At 60.7% G+C, this 764-nt stretch carries 1 pseudogene; it reads right to left on the bottom strand.

Annotated features, from left to right (window positions below):
• Window positions 1-668: pseudogene (locus JKG68_RS32730) on the bottom strand (beta-glucosidase); the annotation flags it as partial.
• Window positions 669-764 lie beyond the last annotated feature (96 nt).

Below are 764 nucleotides of genomic sequence, written 5' to 3'. Positions count from 1 at the left end.
TCGAACTGGGACTGGCGCTTCGCCTCAGCAGCACGGACGTGCTCAGGATCATCCGAGTTCGGCACCACGTTGATCAGCGGCTCAGCGCAAACAAACTTAGCGTGTGGATCAACGGCTCGGATGGCGCGGGTCGCTGCGATGGCGGCGCGCACAAGCTGTCGGTTCAGGTCAGGGCCACGCCCGAAAGCTCCTGGGTTGAACTGCCCTACATCTCCCCCTGCCCAGGCCCAAAAGGCCATCTCATTGACGGGGCAGTAGAGGGTATCGCCCTCCGTCCCCTGGCGGATGATCGCTGCGGCAGCTGCCGCAAAGCTTGCAAACCGATCCACAAAAGCTGCGGACCAGATGTCGAGATCATCAGGCCAGCCGTAGTGGCATAAATCCCAGATAACTTGGGTGCCACAGCCCTGCGCTGCGTGCAGCATCGGCAGGAGGCTGGACCAGTTGTATTGTCCCGGAGCAGTTTCGATCAGGTGCCATCGAAGACCGTCGCGAACGGTCGATATCCCGTGCCGCGCCAGTGCCTGATAGTCTTCCACAAGGAGGCGGTTGTGCTTCGTAGCTGCGAGCAGGTCGAGCCGCCGCCCGTCCTGGCGTCGATGCGTTGAGCACTCGAACCCACCGAGAAAGAAGCTGCGGAACGGCTTGTCTACGGTGAGCACACTCATGTCGCTAGAAAACCTTAGAAGCATCAAAAGGGGTTGTGTGGCGGGCGGCGTGGGCAGCTAGGAAGTCACTTGAGCTTCTGGGCTCATCCTGAGTCT

It is taken from the genome of Microvirga aerilata, assembly GCF_016743775.1.
GTDB lineage: Bacteria > Pseudomonadota > Alphaproteobacteria > Rhizobiales > Beijerinckiaceae > Microvirga > Microvirga aerilata.
This window is presented reverse-complemented; position numbering and strand designations above follow the sequence as displayed.